The following is a 19,928-nucleotide window of genomic DNA, read 5'->3' as shown; positions in this document are numbered from 1 at the left end:
CGGCTCACGGGGGGCTGCACGTCAGCGGTCCGATCCGCGGCAGCGTGCCGTCGTCCGGGCGCCGATACGCGAATGCGACGGCGCAGCCGCGGCCGTCGCCGGAGATTTCGAGGTGATTGTTCGCGACGAGGCCGTCGACGAAGGTCAGGCCGTCATAGCCGACGATCGTGCGCTGGCCGCTTTCGACGTGGCGAACCTCGAGCCCGGGCGGCAGCGGCGTGCCGTCCGGCGCGCGCAGCGCGATCGACGCGGCGCTGTAGCGGGTCACCGCGAAGTGCGCGAGCACGCCGGAGCGCGCCTGTGGCACGACGTCGAGCGTCGTGTCGGCGATCCGTGCGTCGGCGGGCAGCGCGGTGCCGTCGATCGCGACGCGATTGCTCTGATAGGCATTCAGGTCGGGCACGAGCAGGTAGCCGGCCCGGTCCGTCTCGCCGATCAGCCGGTTCTGGTGCAGCACGGGGACGCGCCCGGTGTCGGTCGAGACGAGCGCGAAACCGTCGTCGACGCGGCGCGCCGTCATCAGCCGGCCGTCCATCAGCACGAGCGCGCCCGTGACGTCGACCGACGCGTTGCCGCGTCCGTCGAACGATTGCGCGAGCAGCGCGACCTGGCCGGCGCGGCCGAGATACTGCAGTTGCCCCTGCGCGTAGCGGACGCCCGCGTTGGCGCCCGCCTGCACGTTCCAGCCGACGCCGCCGCCGTAGTCGGGCGGCCGTGTCGCGTTCAGCGTGTAGGTCGAATCGCCGTTCTGCCGTCCGGCGTTCGTCGAGACCGACGTGTTGCCGTCGAGCCCGACGCTCAGGCTCACGAAGAAGCCGCGTGCGTCGTGCTGCCGGAAGTCCTGGAAGCCGCTGAACGTGATCGATGTCAGCCCGCCGAGATTGACCAGGTATGCGATCGAGCCGATGCGCGACGCGGCGACGCCGGGATACTTGAGGGCGAGATAGCTGAACGACAGGGTCTGCGCGCGCAGGAACGGGAACGAGATCGTGACGCGGTCGGTGACGCGCGAGACCGGCACGCCTTCGCGGCTGCCGAGGTCGCTGTAGTCGCCGAAGGCGCGCAGCGTCTGCGCATCGATCGAGAAGCGCGGCGTCACGTACTGGTAGCCGACGCCGGCCTGCACGCCCGCGCGGCCCGGGGCGCTGACCGCGAGCGACGCATTCGCCACGCCGCGTTCGCCGAGGCGCGCGAGCGCGCCGGCACCTGCGTTGTAGACGCCGGCCGTCGCTTCCGCATGCGCCTCGACGGTCAGCCGCTCGCTGATGCCGTAGCGCAGCGAGCCGCTCGCCGCCGGTGTGCGCGCATAGTCGAACGAATCGTCGCCATAGGCGCGGCGCAGGAACCCGGCTTCCGCCGAATAGCTGGCGAGGCCGGGCGCGAGCAGGCGTGTATCGACGTACAGCGGAATGGACGTCGCGATCGAGCGGCCGAGCGCGTCGCGCGTGACGACCGTCGCGTTGCCGGCGCCGGTGATCCCGGGCACGCTGTTGATCACGAACGGCCCGCTCGGCACGTCGCCGCTGAACTGGCGCACGTTGTTCACGTACAGGTCGACCGAGGTCGGCACGACCGCGCTGCCGGACAGCGCGGGCACCGGAAACGTGACGAGGTCGGGGCGCAGGCCGAAGTTGCTGCGCCACTGCACGCCGCCGAGGCGCAGCGAGCGCGTCCATGACAACGACGACGAGATCGTGTCGCCGATCTGGGTCGTCGTGAGCGTGCCGGGGTTCGAGTGGCTCCACGACGTGTCGTAGCGCACGTAGCGCCGGCGGTCGTCGTACAGGTACGCGATGCCGGTGCTGCTGAATACGCCGGCCGGATCGAAATAGCGCGCCTCGCTCCAGACCGCGAGCGGCGCATGGGCGACGGTCTGCGCGTAGGCGTCGTAGTTCAGCACGAAGCCGCGGCCGGAGGTGGCGGGCGGCGCGGCCGCGAGCGCGCGCGTATCGAACGTGTGCGGGATGCGCAGCGCGTCGGGCACGCGCAGGTCGAGCGTCTGCCGGCCCGCGTCGTAGTCGTAGCGCAGCCCCGCGAGCGTGTCGAGCGCGACGGGCGTGTTCGACGGCGCGGTCGCCCGGTCGCCGGTCGCGATGCCCAGGTCGTTCAGGTCGGCGGACGCCGCGTACAGCCGGCCGTCGATTTGCTGGAAGCGTGCGATCCGGTGCGTCGGTTCACCGTTGAGCGACACGTCGAGAAACAGGGTGTCCGGAGCAGGCGCGGGGGCGGCTGCCGCTGCCGCCTGCGGCGCCGTCTGTGCGCATCCGGCGCCTGCGTGCACGGCCAGCGTGAGTGCCAGTGAAAACGCCAGCGAAAGCGCAGCAGCGGCGGGCCGGGCATGTCGCGCGGGGCAGGCAGCCCGGAGGGCCGTGCTCGTCGTCGGAACGGGCAACGTCGTGCGATCCTCCGGCGTGGATCAGGGCGATGTCAGCCGGGCCTCGACCGGCTGCGCGTTGACGGTCGCCTGGATCCTGACGAATCCCGCCGCGCCCGCATCCAGCTTGAGCGGCCAGCGTCGCGTGCTGCCCGCGAGCGCGTAGCCGAGCAGGCCGCGCGTGACGTCGTGCACGGTGCCGCGCGCGTCGACGAGCCGAACCGCGGCAATCTGCGCACGGCGTTCGCCGCGGTTGGCGACCGCGAGCCGCGTGCCGGATCCGTCGCGCTCGACGCGCCAGTCGAGGCGCGGCGCTGCCCGGGCGCCTTCGGGCTCGACGAATACGGGCACGGAATAGCGCAGCCGGATCGTGATGCCGTTCTCGACCGGCGTACCGGGCGACGGCAGTTCGTCGATCAATACGCGATAGCTTTCCTCGGCGGCCGGCGCGCCGCGCCCCGTGCGTACGAGCCGGATCAACTGCTCGGCGTTCGCGCCGATTTGCAACAGCGGCGGCGAGGCGGCGAGCGCATCGGTCGGCGTCATCACGTCGTCGCCGTTTTCCTGCGTCCAGCGATAGGCGCGGACTTGGCCGTAGATCGGCTGTCCGCCAGGATTGCTGAGCGTCATGCTCGCCGCGGCGGCCGAGGGCGGCAGTTCGATCGTCACGGGCATGATCTGCAGCGTGGCGGCGGATGCGGCCGCGCACGCCGACGCGACGCACAGCGCGACCAGGGCGCGCGGGAACGATGCCACGGCGCGTCAGAAGTAGACGGTGGCGGTGACGGCGGCCTGATAGGTGTCCGGCTTCGGCGTCGCTTGCGTCGGTACCTGGCCGTACACGTTCAGCAGTTGCGCGGAACCGGTGCCGGTGCCGCCGACCGTGTCGGTGCCTTGCGTGTTGCCCCAGATCGTCGTGTGGCCCGAGTCCTGGTAGAGCTGGTAGCCGACCGTCGTGCCGGTATTGCCGCTCGTCGTCCCGCCCATCAGCCGGCTGGCGACCGTCGAGCCGCTGACCGAGCCGGCGTCGAGTCCGATGTTGTATGGCGTCGAGTTCGAGCAGGTGACGGAGACCGTGGTCTGCTGGTTGAGTGCCGATGTGAGCACGCCGGACGTGCCGAATGCAAGCGGGTTCGCGGAGATCGCGCAGTTGGCCTGGATCGTGAGCGTGACGTTGAACTGGGCGGTGGCGGTGCCGTTCGAATAGACTGCGGCAACGGTGACGGGCTGCAGCGCGGGCGCGAATGCGAAGGTGGCCGCGAGCATGGCTGAAAGAACACGACGTCGGGAATCGTTCATTATGATTGTCTCCTGCCGTTTAATGGGGTCGCCCGGCCGCGGAGTGCCTGCCGCGTGGTCTGTCGCCGGTCGCCGTTACCGCTCTGTCGTTGGTGCAAGACTACTCCACGGACTCGGTCGCGCGCATTGGAGAAAACGCCGATCCGGAGCGCATTGTCCGCGGTTCCTCGCGGAATGCCATCGGCGCTTTTGACATGGATCAAGCAACAATGCGAATGATCGCTGCGCGGACGGATACCATGGGGGCGCTGCCCGGGCTGGAAGCCGGGTCGAACGGGCGGGCAATTTCGGGGGAATGCATGGCGGATCAAGGAGTCGACACGGCGCGCCGCTGGATGCGCGCGCTATCGTGCCTGTTGCTGGCCGCGCTGCTCGGCATGCCGTGGCTGCCGGCTCGCGCGGACACGTGTTCGGTGACGCCGCCGGTGCCGAGCTTCGGCTCGGTCAGCCCGATTACGCAGCAGGCCTATACGACCAACAGCACGATGACCGTGAGTTGCACGTGGGACGTGCTGAGCCTGAACACCGGCGTGCTCGTATGCGTGAATCTCGGCGGCACGAGCCCGCGCTACCTGAGCAACGGGGCGAACCAGATGCAGTACGACCTGTATCAGGACGCGGGCTATTCGCAGCCCTGGGGCGCCGTCAGCACCGGCACGACGCCGATATCCGTCTCGTTGACGAAGCCGCTGCTCGGCACGTCCGCCAGTACGAACGTGACCATCTATGGCCGCATTGCGTCGAACCAGCCCACCGTGCCGACCGTGAACAATGCCAGCACGGTCTATTCGCAGAGTTTCAGCGGCAACCAGGCCGCCTACAGCTACAGTTTTTCGCTGCTCGGCGTGCTGCCGACGCCGTGCGCGTCGCAGTCGACGGCCGGCACGATGACCGTTACGGCCACGGCCACCGTCATCAACAACTGCATCATCAGCGCGACCGGCGTTGCGTTTCCGGCGTCGGGCGTGCTGGCGTCGGCGCTGACCGCGAGCGGCTCGATCAGTGCGCGGTGCACGAACGGCGATGCATTCCAGATCGCGTTGAACGGCGGCGCCAGCGGCAGTGTCACCGCTCGGACGATGCAGCGCACGGGCGGCGGCTCGGTCGCCTATCAGCTCTATCAGGACAGCGGCCACACGCAGCCGTGGGGCGACGGCACCGGCGGCACGACGATGGCGACCGGAACCGGCAGCGGATTCGCGCAGGCGATCGCGATATACGGCCGCGTACCTGCACAGGCGACACCGGCACCCGGCAACTACAGCGACACCATCACCGCGACGATCAGCTTCTGAGCCGCGTCAATCGCGCACGAGCACGACCAGCTTCAGGTCCTCGCGGTGCGCGGGTTTCAGCGTGATCTGCTGGTACACGAGGCGGCCGTCGGCCGGATGGTCGAATTCGCGCAGGCCGCCTTCGCGCTCGAACACGTCCTGCGACGCCCAGTACTGCGCGAAGGCATCGCTGCCGGCCATCAGCGCGTCGATCAGCGCGCGGGTCGGCGCATCGGCGAGGTGGCGGATCGAGTCGGCGCGGAATTCGGCCGCGAGCCGGCGCGCGCGGGTTTCCCAGTCGACGATCAGCGTGCGCGCGGCCGGCGCCATGAACGTGAAGCGCAGCAGGTTGCGGTCGTGCTCGTCGTCGAGCCAGCCCGTGAACAGCGCGGCGGCCGGCGCGTTCCATGCGAGCGCGTTCCATTGCCGGTCGAGCACGTACGCCGGCGTGGCGATCGCGGCGACGGTGGCGGCGAGCGTCGGCGGCAAGTCGCCGGCCGCGACGTCGGGTTCGGCCGGATCGCGCTGTGCGGCCAGTTCGAACAGGTACGCGCGTTCGGCTTTCGACAACTGCAGTGCGACGGCGATCCGCGCGAGCGCGTCGGCCGACGCCGACACCGGGCGGCCCTGCTCGATCCACGTGTACCAGGTCGGGCTGACGCCGCACAGCTGCGCGACTTCCTCGCGCCGCAGCCCCGGCGTGCGGCGGCGCGGGCCGGGCGGCAGGCCGACGGCCTGCGGCGACAGCCGCTCGCGGTGTGCGCGGATGAATTCGCCGAGCGCGCGGGCGGGCGTCGCATCGAGGGGCGGGGTGGGGGCGGACGACGGCTGGTTCATGCGGAAACGGCTGAAAAGGGGCGCTGAGTGCGCGGCAAGGATCAGGCAGGTGTAACAAATACCAGAATAACTGCTTAACTTGTACTGGTACAAGCGCGGCCCTATTGTAGCGATTCGCGCGCTGACAGGCAGCGAGCACCCCACCCAAGGAAGGAGCGAACGATGAAACACCACGACCAGGTCGCCGACGCATTCGGCACGACGGCCGCCGCCTACCTGACGAGCACGGTCCACGCGACGGGTGCCGATCTGCAGGCGCTGGCCGACGCCGTGCGCGCGACGCCCGAAGCCGCGGTGCTCGATCTCGGCTGCGGCGCCGGCCACGCGAGCTTCGCGGTTGCTCCGCACGTGCGCGACGTGGTCGCGTACGATCTCGCCGCGCCGATGCTCGCGACCGTCGATGCCGCCGCGCGCACGCGCGGGCTCGCGAACATCCGCACGCAGCAGGGCCCCGCCGAGCAACTGCCGTTCGACGCGGGCACCTTCGACTGGGTGGTCAGCCGGATGAGCGCGCACCACTGGCACGACGTGCGCGCGGCGCTTGCCGAGGTGCGCCGCGTGCTGAAGCCCGGCGGCCGCGTGCTGATGATCGACATCGCGGGCAACGACCATCCGCTGCTCGACACGTATCTGCAGGCCGCGGAAGTACTGCGCGATGCGTCGCACGTGCGCGACTACCGTGCCGACGAATGGCTCGCGATGTTCCGCGGCGCCGGGTTCGACGCGCACGTGCAGAGCCGCTGGCGCCTGCCGATCGAATTCGCTACGTGGGTCGAGCGGATCCGCACGCCGGCCGACAGCGTCGCGGGCATTCGTGCGCTGTGGGCGCATGCGCCCGACGAGGTGCACGGCTACTACGCGGTGCAGCCTGACGGCTCGTTCGAGCACGACGCGTTGCTGATCGACGCGCAATGAGCGCGAGGGACGGCACGGCGGCCGGTGCCGTCGCGCCGTTCGATGAAAAAAGCCGCGATACGCGTGGTCGCGTATCGCGGCTTTCGTTTTGCGGCTGTCGTTTCGCGATGACGGCGCGGCGCGGGGCAGGCCCGCACCGCGCTCGGATCAGCCCGTGTTGCGCAGGCCGGCCGCGATCCCGTTGATGGTCAGGTGAATCCCGCGGCGCAGCCGCGCGTTCGAGTCGCCCGCGCGGTGACGCTTGATCAGCTCGACCTGCAGGTGGTTCAGCGGATCGAGATACGGGAAGCGGTTCTTGATCGAGCGCGCGAGCAGCGGGTTGGTCGCGAGGCGGCCTTCGTGCCCGGTGATTTCCGCGAGCGCCTGCGACGTGCGCTCCCATTCCGCGACGATCCGCTCGAACACGTGCTTGCGCAGCTTGCGGTCGGCGACCAGCTGCGCGTAGCGCGACGCGACCGCGAGATCGGTCTTCGCGAGCACCATGTCCATGTTCGACAGCAGGTTCGCGAAGAACGGCCAGGTCTTGTTCATCTTCCTGAGCAGCGCGACGCGCTTCGTGCGCTCGGCCGCGTCCTGCGCGCCGTCGAGATACGCGCTCACCGCGCTGCCGAAGCCGTACCAGCCCGTCAGCAGCAGCCGGCACTGGCCCCACGAGAAGCCCCACGGGATCGCGCGGAGATCCTCGATCCTGCGGTTCTTCGGATCCTGCAGCTTGCGCGACGCCGGGCGGCTGCCGATGTTCAGCTCGGCGATCTCGGTGATCGGCGTCGACGAGAAGAAGTAGTCGGTGAAGCCGGGCGTTTCATAGACGAGCGCGCGATACGACGCCATCGCGGCGTCGGACAGCGTCTGCATCGCGGCTTCGAACGCGGGCAGTTGCGCGGGCGCGTTCGATTGCGGCAGCAGCGACGCCTCGAGCGTCGCGGCGACCACCGTCTCGAGGTTGCGCCGGCCGATCTCGGGGTTCGCGAACTTGCTCGCGATCACCTCGCCCTGTTCGGTCAGGCGGATCTGGCCGTTCACGGTGCCCGGCGGCTGCGACAGGATCGCCTGGTAGGTCGGGCCGCCCCCGCGGCCGACCGTGCCGCCGCGGCCGTGGAACAGGCGCAGCGTGATCTTGCGTTCGCGGAACAGGTCGACGAGCGCGAGTTCCGCGCGATACAGCTCCCAGTTCGACGTGAGGAAGCCGCCGTCCTTGTTGCTGTCCGAGTAGCCGAGCATCACTTCCTGTTCGGCGCCCTGGTGCGCGATCAGCGCGTCGATGCCCGGCAGTGCGAAGTATTCGCGCATGATGCGCGCGGCGTCGCGCAGGTCGGGAATCGTCTCGAACAGCGGAATCACCATCAGGCCGTTCTTCGCGTGGTGGCCGAGCGTGCCTTCGAGCAGGCCCGTTTCCTTCTGCAGCAGCAGCACCTCGACGAGATCGCTGACGGTTTCCGTGTGCGAGATGATGTAGTTGCGCACCGCACGCGCGCCGAACTGCGCGCGGACCTCGCGGGCTTTCTCGAACACGCCGAGCTCGCTCTGCGCGAGCGCCGAGTATTCGAGGTACTGCGAGCGCAGCGGGCGGGGATCGGCAAGCGCGGCCAGCAGCACGCGCAGCTTGTCTTCCTCGGCGAGCGCCGCGTAGTCGGCTTCGACGCCGGCGCGCGCGAACAGCTCGGCGACCACGGCTTCGTGGATGTCGGAGCTCTGGCGCAGGTCGATGCTCGCGAGATGGAAGCCGAACACTTCGGCCGCGCGCACGAGCGGCGCAAGGCGCGGTGCGGCGAGCGACGCGCCGTGATGCTCGTCGAGCGAGGCGGTCAGCACCTTCAGGTCGGCGACGAAGGCTTCGGAATCGGCGTACGGCACCGCGCGCACCGGCGGCGCGCCGCGGCCGGCGCTGCGTACCGGCACCGTGCCTTCGCCGAGCCGCACGCGCGCGCTTGCGGCGAGCCGCGTGTAGATGCCGATCAGCGCACGGCGATACGGTTCGTCGACGCGATGCGGCGACTGGTCGGGCGACGCGGCCGCGAGCGCCTTCACCGCGTCGTTCGCGCCGACCAGCAGGTTCGATACCGACAGCTCGGCGCCGAGCTTGTGCACCTGTTCCAGATAGTGTTCGAGGATCACCGCGGATTGGCGGTTGATCGCTTCTTCGAGGGTCGGGGCGGTCACGTTCGGGTTGCCGTCGCGATCGCCGCCGATCCAGCTGCCCATCTGGAAGAACGCCGGCACGCGCGCGGACAGGCCGTGCTCGGCGAGCGCGGCCTCGATGTCGCCGTACAGCGCGGGCAGTTCGTCGAGGAACGTCGCGCGGTAGTACGACAGCGCGTTCTCGATCTCGTCGCCGACCGTCAGGCGCGCGTCGCGCAGCATGCGGGTCTGCCACAGCGCGGTCACGCGCGCGCGCAGCATCGATTCGTTGTACTGGCGCTCGCGCGCGGTCAGCTCCTGGTCGCGCTCGGCGAGCAGGCGCGCGATGTCGTGCTGCGCGTCGAGGATGCTCTTGCGCTGCACTTCGGTCGGGTGCGCGGTCAGCACCGGCACGATCAGCGCATCGTCGAAGAAGCGCTGCAGCAGGCGCTTCGACGCGTTGCCGGTCGTCTTCAGCTGCTCGAGCGCGTATGCGACGGTGCCGGGCTGCGGCGCGGAGCCGGCCAGCGCGTGGATGCGGCGGCGGCGGTTGTGGTGGCGGTCTTCCGCGATGTTCGCGAGGTGCGAGAAATAGCTGAACGCGCGCACGACGCTCACCGTCTGCTCAGGCGTCAGCTTGCGCAGCTTCTTCTCCAGCGTTTGCGCGGCCTCGCTGTCGTCCTCGCGGCGAAACTTCACCGCCGTCTGGCGAATGGTCTCGACGACGTCGAACACGGTGTCGCCTTCCTGTTCACGCACCACGTCGCCGAGCAGGCGGCCGAGGTAGCGGATGTCCTCGAACAGCGGACCGTCCTTGTCCTCGCGCGTGCGGGCGCCGGGCTTCGCCGCGCCGGCCTTGCGGGCGGCCGGGGCGGCGGATTTGATCGCGCGTTTTGTCTGACGTATCGGGTCTTTCGGTTTCGTTGCCGTTTTCGCACGGCCGTTCGCGGCGGTGGCGATGGTGCCCGTCGGGGCATCGGAGGAGGGCAGGGCAGCATTGCGGCGCGCCGTACGCGCCGATCCGGAAGACTTCACGATGGGTTTCCTTGGGAAAGCTCGAGTCAAAAGGGACTGCGGGGACTGCGGAAACTACGGGAACTGCGGTCAAGCAACCAGCTACGTGCGGCACATCCGCGCATCGGTGTCGCCGCCTGCGCCGAAGCGCGGCGGGCGCAGGCTCCGGGCCCGGGCGGGCCGGGGCGTGCGTGCTACCATTGTTCGATCTTCAATCCCGTCCTTCGATGTTCCAGCAATGAATTCCGAGACTCTTGCGGCACAAGCTCCCGCGACGCTGACGATCGCTTCGCGCGAGAGCCGCCTGGCGATGTGGCAAGCCGAACATGTGCGTGATGCGCTGCGCAAATTATATCCAGCTTGTGACGTGAAAATCCTCGGGATGACGACCCGTGGCGATCAGATTCTCGATCGCACGCTGTCGAAGGTCGGCGGCAAGGGCCTGTTCGTGAAGGAGCTGGAGAATGCGCTCGCCGACGGCCGTGCCGACCTCGCCGTGCATTCGCTGAAGGACGTGCCGATGGCGCTGCCCGACGGTTTCGCGCTGACCGCGATCATGGAGCGCGAGGATCCGCGCGACGCGTTCGTGTCGAACGACTACGCGTCGCTCGACGCGCTGCCGGCCGGCGCCGTCGTCGGCACGTCGAGCCTGCGCCGCGAGGCGATGCTGCGCGCGCGCTATCCGCACCTCGACGTGCTACCGCTGCGCGGCAACCTCGACACGCGCCTGTCGAAGCTCGATCGCGGCGATTACGCGGCGATCATCCTCGCGGCCGCGGGCCTGAAGCGTCTCGGCCTCGAAGCGCGGATCCGCGCGCTGATCGACGTCGAGGACAGCCCGCCGGCCGCCGGCCAGGGCGCGCTCGGCATCGAAATCGCCGCGCACCGCAGGGACGTCGCCGGATGGCTCGCGCCGCTGCACGACCCGCAGACCGCGCTCGCGGTCGAGGCCGAGCGGATGGTGTCGCGCGCGCTCGGCGGCAGCTGCGAGGTGCCGCTTGCCGCGCACGCGGTGTGGCGCGCGGGCGAGCTGTACCTGACGGGCCGCGTGTCGACGACCGACGGCCGGCGCGTGCTGACCGCCGAGGAGTGCGGCGCAGTGATGACCGTCGCCGATGCGCTCGCGCTCGGCCGCGCGGTGTCCGACGAGCTCGAGGCGCAGGGTGCGCTCGACATCGTCAACGCACTGCTCGCCGGCTCGCAGGCCGGCAAGGGCGACGCCTGATGGCAGGCGGCGCGCGTGCGTTCACCGCCGTCCTGACGCGCCCCGACGGCCAGTCGGCCGCGCTGGCGGCCCAACTGGCCGAGGCCGGCTGCGACGTGCTCGAATTCCCGCTGATCGACATCGCGCCGGTCGACGATCCGGCGCCGCTCGATGCCGCGTTCGCGGCGCTCGCGGACTACGCGCTCGTGATCTTCGTATCGCCGAACGCGATCGACCGCGCACTCGCGCAGTACGGCGCGATCTGGCCGAATGCACTGCCGGTCGGCGTCGTCGGGCCCGGCAGCGTCGCGGCGCTCGAGCGCCACGGCATCGCGGCGCCCGCGCATCGCGTGATCGCGCCGCAGGCGCCCGCCGACGGCGGCGTCCCGCATTACGATTCGGAAAACCTGTTCGCGAGCATCGAGGCCGCGTTCGGCGGCGCACAGGCGCTGGCGGGCGAGCGCGTGCTGATCGTGCGCGGCGACGGCGGGCGCGAATGGCTCGCCGAGCGGCTGCGCGAAGCCGGCGCGGACGTCACGCTGGTGGCCGCGTACCGGCGCGTCGTGCCCGAGCCGCGCGTCGGCGCGTGGGAGCGCGTGCATGCGCTGCTCGCCGGCGCGCCGCACGCGTGGCTCGTCACGAGCTCGGAGGGCGTGCGCAACCTGCACGAACTCGCGCGCACGCACCTGAACGACGCCGAGATCGAGGCGCTGAAGCACGCGCCGCTCGTGACGCCGCACCCGCGCATCGAGCAGACCGCGCGCGCACTGGGTTTTGATAGGATTACGCTGACCGGCGCGGGCGATGAGCGCATCGTCCGCGCGTTTCGAACGATGGCCGACGAGGCCGTCCAACCGGCGACAGCCGCACCGGTGACTAAACGCATGACAGATACCAACGATTCCAAAAGCGTCGCTTCCCAGCCGGCCGCTGCTTCCGCACCGCCGTCCCGTCCCGCCTATATGGCGTCCGAACCGCCTGCGCGCCGCGGCGGCAGCGCGGTGCTGTGGTTCGTCGTCGTCGTGCTCGGCTGCGCGGCGGGCGCCGGCGGCTATGCGCTGAACCGCAAGGTCGACCGGCTCGACGATTCGTTCGTCGCACGCCAGAAGGCGCTCGATGCGCAGACGGCCGAGATCCGCATGAAGACCGAGCAGGCGCTCGCGGGCACGCACCAGGTCGACACGCAGCTCGCGCAGCTCGACGGCAAGCTCGCCGACGCGCAGAGCGCGCAGCAGGCGCTGCAGCAGCAATACCAGGACCTGTCGCGCAACCGCGACGCGTGGATGCTCGAGGAAGTCGATCAGATGCTGTCGAGCGCGAGCCAGCAACTGCAGCTCACCGGCAACACGCAGCTCGCGCTGATCGCGCTGCAGAATGCCGACGCGCGACTCGCGACGTCGCAGAGCGCGCAGGCCGTCACGGTGCGCAAGGCGCTCGCGCAGGACATCGAGAAGCTGAAGGCCGCGCCGTCGGCCGACCTAACGGGCCTCGCGATCAAGCTCGACGACGCGATCGCGAAGATCGACGCGCTGCCGCTGTCGGGCGAGGCGCTGGTTCCGCACGCGTCGCCGAAGGCCGCGCCAGCCGAGGCCGCGTCGCCGGTGGCAGCCGACACGCCGCGCTGGAAGGTGTGGTGGCATGACTTCTCGGCCGGCCTCGGCGAGCAGCTGAAGGGCCTCGTGCAGGTGCGCCGGATCGACAATGCCGACGCGATGCTCGCGTCGCCCGACCAGGGCTACTTCGTGCGCGAGAACGTGAAGCTGCGCCTGCTCACGGCGCGCCTGTCGCTGCTCGCGCGCAACGACGGCGCGATGAAGGCCGACCTGCACGCCGCGCAGGCGTCGCTCGGCAAGTATTTCGACCAGGCATCGAAGGACACGCAGACCGTCGAGGATCTGCTCAAGCAGGTCGACGGTGCATCGCTGACGGTTGCGGTGCCGAACCTGAACACGAGCCTGAACGCCGTTCAGCAGTTCAAGAGCCGGGGGTAACGATGACGCTTCGAGGAATCGTCTGGCTCGCGATCCTGTTCGCGATCGCCGCGGCACTCGCCACCGTCGGCCATTTCGACGCGGGGCAGGTGCTGCTCGTCTATCCGCCGTACCGGGTCGACGTGTCGCTGAACCTGTTCGTGATCTCCATCGTCGTGCTGTTCATCGTCGTGTACGCGCTGCTGCGCATCGTGCGCAACATCTGGCGCATGCCGCAGCGGGTCGCCGCGTATCGTGCGCGTTCGCGCAACGAGAAGGCACAGGCGTCGCTGCGCGACGCGATCGCGAACCTGTATGCGGGCCGCTTCTCGCGCGCCGAGAAGGCTGCGCGCGACGCGCTCGCGGTCGATGCGAACCAGGGCGCCGCGAGTCTCGTCGGGGCCACCGCTGCGCACCGGATGCACGAGTACACGCGCCGCGACGACTGGCTGTCGAAGGTCGACGCGCCGGAATGGCAGGACGCGCGGCTGCTCGCCGCGGCCGACATGCGCGCGGATGCGCGCGATGCCGACGGCGCGCTCGCCGCGCTGGCCGACCTGCAGGCGGGCGGCAAGCGCATCCATGCGCAGCAGGTCGCGCTGCGCGCGCAGCAGCAGTTGAAGAACTGGGCCGAGGTGCTGAAGCTCGCAAAGGCGCTCGAGAAACGCGAGGCGCTGCATCCGGCCGCGGCCGTGCGGCTGCGCCAGCAGGCCGCGGAGAACCTGCTGCGCGAACGCCGGCACGACCCGGACGCGCTGCTCGAGGTGTGGCAGTCGCTGTCGCCGCTCGAGCGCCAGTCGCCGCGCCTGGCCGATCTCGCGGCCGAGCTGCTGGTGACGCTCGAGCGCCGCACCGAAGCGCGCCGCATCGTCGAGGACGCGCTCGCGCACAACTGGGATGCGCGCCTGCTGCGCCGCTATCCGGACACGGCCGGCGGCGATGCGCTGCCGCTGATCCAGAAGGCCGAAGGCTGGAGGAAGGATCACCCGGACGACGCCGACCTGCTGTTCGCGCTCGGCCGTCTCTGCCAGCAGCAGCAGCTCTGGGGCAAGGCGCAGTCGTTCCTCGAAGCCGCGCTGAAGCAGGCCGACAACGAGGCGCTGAAGGTGCGTGCGCACCGTGCGCTCGCACGCCTGTTCGAGCACCTCGGCGAAACCGACAAGGCGGCGAAGCACTACCGCGAAAGCGCGCTCGCGATCACCGTGGTCTGACGCGGCGGCGCTCGCCCGCCGCGCGTAAAAAAGCCCCGAACGCCGGATGGCCTTCGGGGCTTCTCTTATGCGCTCTCGCCTCGCCGGACGCGCTACGCGCGGAGCCGGCGCGGCAAGTCGTCTTCGCCCGCGACGAACCGCATCGCGGCGCGCCGCGTCACGTCACTTGTCGACGAGCCGCTTCGGCACCGACAGCGCGAGCAGCCCGCCAAGCACGAGGAACCCGGCGAGCATGTACATGCCCGCGTCGTTGGCGCCCGTCGCCTGCTTGAGCCAGCCCATCATGTACGGGCTCAGGAAGCCCGCGAGGTTGCCGATCGAGTTGATCATCGCGATGCCCGCCGCGGCCGCCGCGCCGCCGAGGAACGCGGTCGGCAGGCTCCAGAACAGCGGCAGCGTCGTCAGGATGCCCATCGTCGCGAGCGTGAGGCCGAGCATCGCGAGCGCCGTCTGGTGCGCCCAGATCACCGAGAGCACGAGCCCGAGCGCGCCGAACGCGGCCGGAATCGCCAGGTGCCAGCGTCGTTCGCGGCGCTTGTCAGCGCTGCGCGCGATCAGGATCATCGCGACCACCGCCGCCGCATACGGAACCGCCGACAGCAGCCCGATCATGAACGTGTCGGTCACGCCGGTCGCCTTGATGATCGTCGGCAGCCAGAAGCCGACGCCGTACAGCCCCATCACGAACGAGAAGTAGATGAGCGCCATCAGCCACACGCGCGGGCTCGCCATCACCGCGCCGAGCGGCAGGTCTTCCTTGGTCGCTTCCTCCGCGTCGACGTTGCGCGTGAGCAGCGCCTTTTCGTCGTCGGTGAGCCATTTGGCCTTCGCGATCCGGTCGTCGAGCGCGAAGAACACCAGCACGCCGGCCAGCACCGACGGGATCCCTTCGAGCAGGAACAGCCATTGCCAGCCGTGCCAGCCGCTCACGCCGTTGAACGCCTTCAGGATGAAGCCGGAGATCGGCCCGCCGATCACCCCGGACAAGGCGACTGCCGTCATGAAGAACGTCGTCATCCGGCCGCGCCGGTGCGCGGGATACCAGTAGGTGAGGTACAGGATCACGCCAGGGAAGAAGCCGGCCTCGGCGACGCCGAGCAGGAAGCGCATCACGTAGAACATCGCGGGCGTCGTGACGAACATCGTCAGGATCGAGATCACGCCCCACGTCGCCATGATGCGCGCGATCCAGACGCGTGCGCCGACCTTGTGCAGGATGATGTTGCTCGGCACTTCGAACAGGAAGTAGCCGAAGAAGAAGATCCCGGCGCCGAGCCCGTAGACGGTATCGCTGAGATTCAGGTCGCTCGCCATCTGCAGCTTCGCGAAGCCGACGTTCACGCGGTCGAGATACGCGACCACGTAGCACAGCAGCAGGAGCGGCGTGAGCCGCCAGGACACCTTGCGGTAGGTTGCTTCCTCGAATGCGCCGGACGAGCCCGGCAGCGACTGCGTCGATGTTGCCATGTTGTCTCCTGTCCTTTCTTGTGGTGGCCGGAGCCGGCGCGGCGGCGCCCGATCCGGTGTCGTGCGAAGCAATGACGATGCGTGGATGCGGCGCCGGCCGGCGCTGCCGGCGCGGCGCCATCACGGCCGTGCGGCTAGATGCAGCGCCCGCCGTCGACTTCGAGACAGACGCCGGTGATGAACTCGGCTTCGTCGGATGCGAGGTACAGGGCCGCGTTCGCGATGTCCTGCGGCGTCGAGAAGCGGCCGAGCGGAATCGTCGCGAGGAACCGGCGACGATTCTCCGGCGTGTCCTCGCAGCCCATGAACTCCGTCATCAGGCCCGTCTCGCCGAGCACCGGGTTGATGCAGTTCACGCGGATCCGATCGGCGCCGAGCTCGGCCGCGAGCGACTTGCTCGCGGTGATCATCGCGCCCTTCGTGCTGTTGTACCAGACGAGGCCCGGGCGCGGCCGCACGCCGGCCGTCGACGCGACGTTTACGAACACGCCGCCGCCCTGCGTGCGGAAATACGGAACGAAGGTCTGCACGCTCCAGAACAGGCTCTTCATGTTGACGGCGTACACGCGGTCGAACTCGGCTTCCGTCACGTCGAGCACCGGCTTGTTGCGATGGGTGGTGCCGGCGTTGTTCACGACGATCTGCACCGAATGGAAATCGTCGAGCGCGGCCTGCAGCAGCGCGCGCCAGTCGGCGTCCTTCGACACGTCGCCCGCGACCGCGATCGCCTTGCCGCCCGCCAGCGCGATCTCGCTCGCGACGCGCTCGGCCGCCGCACCGTTCAGGTCGTTGACGACGACGTTCGCGCCTTCGCGCGCATAGGTCTTCGCGATGCCTTCGCCGAAGCCCGAACCGCCGCCCGTGACGAGGGCCGTCTTGCCGCTCAACCGCATGGTGTGTCTCCTGTGCTGGATGCGTGCAGGGTGCTGCGGGACACGGCCGGTCCGTTGCCGGCCGCGTTCGTCTGGTTCAGCCGTGCCGGATCGCGATCGTCTTCAGCGTCGTGAAACCGTACAGCGCCTCGAAGCCTTTCTCGCGGCCATGGCCCGAGTGGCCGACGCCGCCGAACGGCAACTCGACGCCGCCGCCCGCGCCGTAGTTGTTGATGAACACCTGGCCGGCACGCAGGCGGCGCGCGAGACGCAGCTGGCGGGCACCGTCGCGGGTCCAGATGCCCGCGACGAGGCCGTACGGCGTGCCGTTCGCGAGTGCGACCGCTTCGTCTTCGTCGACGAAGCGCATCGCGGCGAGCACCGGGCCGAACACTTCCTCCTGCGCGAGCCGGTGCGACGCCGGCACGTCGCGCAGCAGCGCAGGCGCCTGGTAGAAGCCGCTTTCGGGCGCGTCGGCGACGACCTGGCCGTGCCCGGCCATCGGAATGCCGTCGTGCTGCGCGTCGGACAGGAAATCCCACACGCGCTGCTGCTGCTTCGCGTTGATCAGCGGGCCGCAGTCGAGATCGGCGCGGCTCGGGCCGACCCGCAGCCCGTTGAACGCGGTGGCGAGCCGTTCGACGAGCGGCTCGTAGACCGCGCGCTCGATCAGCACGCGGCTGCCGGCCGAGCAGGTCTGCCCGCCGTTCTGCACGATCGCCGACACGAGCACGGGCAGCGCCGCGTCGAGATCGGCGTCGGCGAACACGATCTGCGGCGACTTGCCGCCGAGTTCGAGCGTGACGGGCACGTGGTTCTCGGCGGCCATCTGCGTGACCAGCTTGCCGGTCGCGGGCGAGCCGGTGAACGAGATGTGGTCGATGCCGGGATGGCGCGCGAGTGCCGCGCCCGCTTCATGGCCGTAGCCGGTGACGATGTTCAGCGCACCGGCCGGCAGCCCGGCTTCGGCGGCGAGTTCGGCCACGCGCAGCACCGACAGGCACGCATCCTCGGCCGGTTTCACGACGCATGCGTTGCCGGCCGCGAGCGCCGCGCCGACGCTGCGCCCGAAGATTTGCATCGGGTAGTTCCACGGCACGATGTGGCCGGTGACGCCGTGCGGCTCGCGCACCGTCAGTACCGTGTAGCCGGCCTGATAGGGGAGGGTTTCGCCGTGCAGCTTGTCGGCGGCGCCCGCGTAGAACTCGAAGTAGCGGGCGAGCGCGGCGGCGTCGGCACGCGCCTGCTTCAGCGGCTTGCCGGTGTCGCGTGCCTCGATCGCGGCCAGTTCCTCGAGATGGTCGGCGACGCGCGCGGACAGCCGCATCAGCACGCGGCCGCGCTCGGCGGCGCTCGCCGCGCCCCACGGGCCCGCGAACGCGTCGCGGGCGGCGGCGACCGCGCGTTCGATGTCGGGCGCGGTGCCGCGCGCGATCGTCGCGAACGGCTGGCCGTCGGACGGGTCGACGACCGGAATCGTCTCCAGTTGCGCGGGCAATGTCCATTCGCCTGCGATGAAGTGCTTCGCTTCTTCCATGCGTGCTCCTGTCGACCCGAGTTGGCGCTTCAGCGCCTACTCGGGTCCCATGCTTCGCGGTCGATCCGAGTTGGTGCTTTAGCGCTTACTCGGGTCCCATGCTTCGCGGTCGACCCGGCTTGGCGTTTCAGCCCGTGCTCGGCTTCCATGCAACATCACCCGGGGTTCGATGGCCGGACATCCGGAACGATTATCGCGCCGATCGTCATCCGGACGCCACCGGTCGATTGGCTATAATGGCGCATTCCCTGCGGGGACGCCCGCGGCGGTGCAACGGCCGCGGCGCCCCTCTCCCGAATTCCATCGACCAACAGAGAGCGCTATGAGCTTCAATCATGTTCCGGCCGGCAAGGACCTGCCGCACGATTTCAACGTGATCATCGAGATCCCCGCGCAAAGCGATCCGGTGAAGTACGAGGCGGACAAGGAGCTGGGTCTCCTCGTCGTCGACCGCTTCATCGGTACCGGCATGCGCTATCCGGTGAACTACGGCTACATCCCGCAGACGCTGTCGGGCGACGGCGATCCGGTCGACGTGCTGGTGATCACGCCGTTCCCGCTGCTGGCCGGCTCGATCGTGCGTTCGCGCGTGCTCGGCATGCTGCAGATGACCGACGAGTCGGGCGTCGACGCGAAGCTGGTTGCGGTGCCGCACGACAAGGTCTGCCCGATGACGGCGAACCTGAAGTCGATCGACGACGTGCCCGAGTACCTGAAGGACCAGATCAAGCACTTCTTCGAGCAATACAAGGCGCTCGAGAAGGGCAAGTGGGTGAAGGTCGAAGGCTGGGCCGGCATCGACGCCGCGCACAAGGAAATCGCCGACGGCGCCGCGAACTACAAGAAGTAAGCCGGCTGGCCGGCCTCGCGGCCGGTTCGTTCGGAACGCAAACCGCGCGTGTCTCCTCAGGAGGCCGCGCGGTTTTGTTTTGTGCGCGGTTTGGCACCGGTGGTGGTGTTCTTTCGCGTGCGGGCGGGCGCGGGCGGGGAGCCGGCGTTCGGCGAGGTTTTCGTACGCTTCGCTCGCGTTGAGTCGGTTGAGCGAATTGCGCCCGTTGCGCCGCGCTCGGTGGTGGCCGGAGCAGCGGCTTCGACGGCTTCGGTTCTGGCCTTTCCGGCCGCCGACGTACCGCGGCGCCCCGGCGATGTCGAAGCGCTGCCGGCGCGTGCCTTCGCGACGGACTTGCCGTCGGCCGCCGGCGCTTTCCGTTTCGGCGTCGAGTTGACGGCAGGCTCGTCCTGCTTTGCCGCCGTGCTGCGCGACGCGGCCTTTTTTGCTTCGGCGGCGTCGCCGTTCGTCGCACGCTTGCTGGCTGGAGCTGCCTTCGTCTTCGCACGGGCCTGAGCGCTTTGCCCGGACTTCGAGGTCTTGCCGGACCGCGATGCTTTCCCGTCACTACCGGCCTTCGCAGCTTTCTTCACGGGTTGTTCCGTTTCGGCCGCCTGCATCGTGATTTCGGCGGGCTGCGGCGCCTTCTTCACTTTCTTCCGCCGCCGCGTGCCGGCCTTCAAACCGTCCGCATCGACTTCCCCGTCGATCGTCACCACAGCCGGCACCACCGATTCCAGCGTCCGCAATCCTGCCGCCAGTTCGCGTTTCTGCGCCGCGGTCAGCCGCTTCACCCAGTATTCGGCGCGCGACGCGATCGAGCGGTCGGGCAGCGGGAACGACGCGAGCACCGCGCGCGGCTTGCGCGAGCGCGTATAGCGCGCGCCCTTGCCGGATGCGTGCTCGTCGAAGCGCGCAGCGACGTCGGTCGTGATGCCGGTGTAGACGCTGTCGTCGGCACACTCGATCAGATACAGAAACCAGGACATGGGGAGGCGGCGGGATGC

15 protein-coding genes are annotated in these 19,928 nt (G+C 69.6%); 6 read left to right on the top strand and 9 right to left on the bottom strand.

Annotation, left to right across the window (positions count from 1 at the left end):
* Positions 1-4 precede the first annotated feature (4 nt).
* The 3 genes from DIE02_RS25740 to DIE02_RS25730 are packed head-to-tail and all read right to left on the bottom strand — an operon-like array spanning position 5 to position 3,673.
* Positions 5-2,392 (bottom strand): fimbria/pilus outer membrane usher protein, encoded by a 2,388-nt coding sequence (locus tag DIE02_RS25740; protein ID WP_124488451.1) that lies wholly within the window; start codon positions 2,390-2,392, stop codon positions 5-7.
* A 24-nt stretch (positions 2,393-2,416) separates the two neighbouring features.
* Positions 2,417-3,130: a molecular chaperone gene (locus DIE02_RS25735; RefSeq protein ID WP_124488450.1), complete on the bottom strand. Its 714-nt coding sequence runs from the start codon at positions 3,128-3,130 to the stop codon at positions 2,417-2,419.
* A 6-nt stretch (positions 3,131-3,136) separates the two neighbouring features.
* Positions 3,137-3,673: a spore coat U domain-containing protein gene (locus DIE02_RS25730; protein ID WP_124488449.1), complete on the bottom strand. Its 537-nt coding sequence runs from the start codon at positions 3,671-3,673 to the stop codon at positions 3,137-3,139.
* A 299-nt stretch (positions 3,674-3,972) separates the two neighbouring features.
* Here DIE02_RS25730 and DIE02_RS25725 point away from each other — a divergent pair, with 299 nt between their 5' ends.
* Positions 3,973-4,968 carry a spore coat U domain-containing protein gene (locus DIE02_RS25725; RefSeq protein WP_124488448.1) on the top strand — a complete coding sequence of 332 codons (996 nt, stop codon included), beginning with the start codon at positions 3,973-3,975 and terminating at the stop codon, positions 4,966-4,968.
* Between the two features lie 6 nt (positions 4,969-4,974).
* Here DIE02_RS25725 and DIE02_RS25720 read toward each other — a convergent pair whose 3' ends face one another.
* Complete coding sequence (locus tag DIE02_RS25720) at positions 4,975-5,784, bottom strand: helix-turn-helix transcriptional regulator (RefSeq protein WP_044847729.1); 810 nt, start codon at positions 5,782-5,784, stop codon at positions 4,975-4,977.
* A gap of 162 nt (positions 5,785-5,946) precedes the next feature.
* On the opposite strand from DIE02_RS25720, the gene DIE02_RS25715 reads away from it, so the two are divergent.
* Positions 5,947-6,699, top strand: a complete 753-nt coding sequence (locus DIE02_RS25715) for a class I SAM-dependent methyltransferase (RefSeq protein WP_124488447.1) — start codon at positions 5,947-5,949, stop codon at positions 6,697-6,699.
* A 147-nt stretch (positions 6,700-6,846) separates the two neighbouring features.
* On the opposite strand, the gene ppc is transcribed toward DIE02_RS25715, so the two are convergent.
* Positions 6,847-9,852 (bottom strand): phosphoenolpyruvate carboxylase, encoded by a 3,006-nt coding sequence (gene ppc, locus DIE02_RS25710; RefSeq protein WP_124488446.1) that lies wholly within the window; start codon positions 9,850-9,852, stop codon positions 6,847-6,849.
* A gap of 217 nt (positions 9,853-10,069) precedes the next feature.
* Between ppc and hemC the strand changes: the two genes are divergently transcribed.
* The 3 genes from hemC to DIE02_RS25695 are packed head-to-tail and all read left to right on the top strand — an operon-like array spanning position 10,070 to position 14,216.
* Positions 10,070-11,056 carry a hydroxymethylbilane synthase gene (gene hemC, locus DIE02_RS25705; RefSeq protein ID WP_124488445.1) on the top strand — a complete coding sequence of 329 codons (987 nt, stop codon included), beginning with the start codon at positions 10,070-10,072 and terminating at the stop codon, positions 11,054-11,056.
* Complete coding sequence (gene hemDX, locus DIE02_RS25700; protein ID WP_124488444.1) at positions 11,056-13,026, top strand: fused uroporphyrinogen-III synthase HemD/membrane protein HemX; 1,971 nt, start codon at positions 11,056-11,058, stop codon at positions 13,024-13,026. Before hemC ends, hemDX begins: the two co-directional genes overlap by 1 nt.
* Before the next feature lie 2 nt (positions 13,027-13,028).
* A complete protein-coding gene (locus tag DIE02_RS25695) occupies positions 13,029-14,216 on the top strand; it encodes a heme biosynthesis protein HemY (RefSeq protein ID WP_124488443.1) in 1,188 nt (395 codons plus the stop codon).
* Between the two features lie 162 nt (positions 14,217-14,378).
* Here the strand turns inward: DIE02_RS25695 and DIE02_RS25690 are convergent, their stop codons facing one another.
* The 3 genes from DIE02_RS25690 to DIE02_RS25680 form a co-directional block, all read right to left on the bottom strand.
* The gene (locus DIE02_RS25690; RefSeq protein ID WP_124488442.1) at positions 14,379-15,683 is read right to left on the bottom strand and encodes an MFS transporter; all 1,305 of its coding nucleotides are present in this window, start codon (positions 15,681-15,683) and stop codon (positions 14,379-14,381) included.
* A gap of 134 nt (positions 15,684-15,817) precedes the next feature.
* On the bottom strand, positions 15,818-16,576 hold the full coding sequence (locus DIE02_RS25685) for an SDR family oxidoreductase (RefSeq protein WP_044847736.1): 759 nt from the start codon (positions 16,574-16,576) through the stop codon (positions 15,818-15,820).
* A 76-nt stretch (positions 16,577-16,652) separates the two neighbouring features.
* Positions 16,653-18,092: an aldehyde dehydrogenase family protein gene (locus tag DIE02_RS25680; protein ID WP_124488441.1), complete on the bottom strand. Its 1,440-nt coding sequence runs from the start codon at positions 18,090-18,092 to the stop codon at positions 16,653-16,655.
* Positions 18,093-18,414: 322 nt separating this feature from the next.
* On the opposite strand from DIE02_RS25680, the gene ppa reads away from it, so the two are divergent.
* On the top strand, positions 18,415-18,942 hold the full coding sequence (ppa, locus tag DIE02_RS25675; protein WP_011885693.1) for an inorganic diphosphatase: 528 nt from the start codon (positions 18,415-18,417) through the stop codon (positions 18,940-18,942).
* Positions 18,943-18,998: 56 nt separating this feature from the next.
* Here ppa and DIE02_RS25670 read toward each other — a convergent pair whose 3' ends face one another.
* Positions 18,999-19,910: a GIY-YIG nuclease family protein gene (locus DIE02_RS25670; RefSeq protein ID WP_124488440.1), complete on the bottom strand. Its 912-nt coding sequence runs from the start codon at positions 19,908-19,910 to the stop codon at positions 18,999-19,001.
* Positions 19,911-19,928 lie beyond the last annotated feature (18 nt).

The sequence above is a fragment of the Burkholderia sp. Bp8991 genome (genome assembly GCF_003853795.1).
Classification (GTDB): Bacteria; Pseudomonadota; Gammaproteobacteria; order Burkholderiales; family Burkholderiaceae; genus Burkholderia.
This window is presented reverse-complemented; position numbering and strand designations above follow the sequence as displayed.